The organism is Pseudoalteromonas sp. HM-SA03 (assembly GCF_002289345.1).
Classification (GTDB): Bacteria; Pseudomonadota; Gammaproteobacteria; order Enterobacterales; family Alteromonadaceae; genus Pseudoalteromonas.
In genome coordinates, this window is the sequence record NZ_NSDG01000045.1 from 195 (window position 1) to 2063 (window position 1869).

Annotated in this window: 1 protein-coding gene and 3 pseudogenes; all 4 read right to left on the reverse strand. The window is 42.4% G+C overall.

All coding sequences use genetic code 11. The features are described from left to right. Window positions 1–319: 319 nt before the first annotated feature. A complete protein-coding gene (locus tag CKO50_RS24545) occupies window positions 320–655 on the reverse strand; it encodes a T6SS immunity protein Tdi1 domain-containing protein (RefSeq protein ID WP_255229504.1) in 336 nt (111 codons plus the stop codon). Window positions 656–730: 75 nt separating this feature from the next. Then, window positions 731–904 (reverse strand): annotated as a pseudogene (locus CKO50_RS25090) (GAD-like domain-containing protein); the annotation flags it as partial. A 104-nt stretch (window positions 905–1008) separates the two neighbouring features. Beyond that, window positions 1009–1488 (reverse strand): annotated as a pseudogene (locus CKO50_RS24555) (polymorphic toxin type 15 domain-containing protein); the annotation flags it as partial. 90 nt (window positions 1489–1578) lie between these two features. Beyond that, a pseudogene (locus CKO50_RS24560) lies at window positions 1579–1869 on the reverse strand (HNH endonuclease); the annotation flags it as partial.

A 1869-nucleotide genomic window follows, 5' to 3' on the forward strand; every position in this document is an offset into this window, starting at 1 on the left:
TGTAGCAGAGAGGGATTCTCCGGTATTTTTAAGATGGCCTAGCCTACGCCTTTGACTGTTGAGCCCACTACTGGCACTAAACCAATACTGATAAGTTAACTAGTGTTTGTCCTTAGAAGAGGAGCAACTTGGAGCGGTGATTCTAGGACGGAGTTACTCTTTGGTTAATCTATGAGCAAAATGGAACCCGGCCCTGGCTAACTGGTAAGTTAATATTAAAAAACGTGTCTAATGAATCATCATGCGTAACCGGGGATACGGCCATCTTGATGATTCATTAAGTGATGTGCGCCGTTACTAATCACATTTGCATACAGCGTTATTCGTGCTGCTTAATAGCGCCACGTACCATAGAAGCCATATCAATAATTTCCATATCACCCATGTCGGCAATTAAATTCAAATGGGCAAAAATATCGCACTTTTCAATATTCTTGACTTTTTTCTCGCCACCCATAAATAAAAATGGCGCAAAGCCGTACACTTCATCGGCATTGAGTGGCCCATGTTTTTTTAATGTCGCAGGAAAAAGTGGCTTCCCTTGGTTATTTTTAATATCAAGGTACTCAGGGCTTTGAAATGCTATAAAATTTTTTATTGTCCGCTCAGTGTTACCAGCTTCAATATCTTGTCGGCTCCCTTTTTTTGTTCGCATCCAATTAAGGTAGGGACTGATTTCTAGAGCATGTCCTGTTTTCTCCCCGTAGAGTTTTAAATTGCCCCATGCATTTCGCGCAATAACATAATAAATATCATCTTGCTCAAACGGGGTATCTTCTAAAAATCGGTCAAGGATGTCTTGATAATCCGCGGGGTTTGTCAGCCAAAATAAACCATCGGCAAAACCGCTGAAGCCGAGTATTTGCCAGTATTCAAGTAGCTNTGTCAGGCAGCTTTCCTCGATACGCTTCTATATCAGCGGTAGTCGCGGGTACAATTGTTGTTGGTTGGCCAAACTCACTAAAAAAGAGGTCTAAATGTTCGTCATTGGATTTTATCATGGGTTCTCTACTTTTTATTTAACGGGCAACGCTCAAGTTGAATGTTCAACTTAGCATCTGGACCATATTCTTTAAATGCTTTTTCAACTTGCTCATCCATTAATTCAACGCGTGTTTTATCCCCTTTTTTACTTCCTATAGGCGCTTTAGCCCACTGCGGACCTATAGATTCATTAACTCTTTTATCGCCCAGACGAGTAACCTTATCATAACCGCCAGCGCCCATATCAGGGTCATGTAATACATGTAAATTGTTCATAATTTCTGTTGTTCTTTGCGCGGCTAATATCTTCGCCTTAATAGGAGACATTTTCTTTTCATATGAATCTGATAGTGACTCTAATAAACCTGATTGGAACTCCTCCCTAAAATCATTTTGAGCAGTTCCAGTCCCTTTACGCTTCATATTTTTGTATCGATCGCGGTTTTCTCTGTATTCACCAATGGTTAAATCATTTAAGCCTGTTTCTTGATACTTAAGCTGCCTTGCGTAATTCTGTTCTAAAGCACGTAAGTCGCCCTTATGTTTTTTCCTTAAGTTATCACTTGGTTTAAAACAGGGGACCTTGTANTGCTTTCATGCCTGCTTTGAGAGGGTGCAANNTTTCCCTCCCGGCAACTCATTCCCTTTTGGCGGCTCCAACTCATCGGCTTTGGCTTTGGTGGGCTTGTCGGTGACGCCTCGAATTGGTGGTTGGCCTTGATATTCATCCAGTGCTTTATTAACTCGCTGCCCGATTTCTTGGGCGGCTTGTTGCATATGCTGGTCGATTTTTGGGGTGACCTCGTCTAGGCGCTTTACCGTGGCTTGCATGCCTTCGATGGCGGCGTCTGGAAGTAGTAGGTCGTAGTGCCAACTGGTGGACAT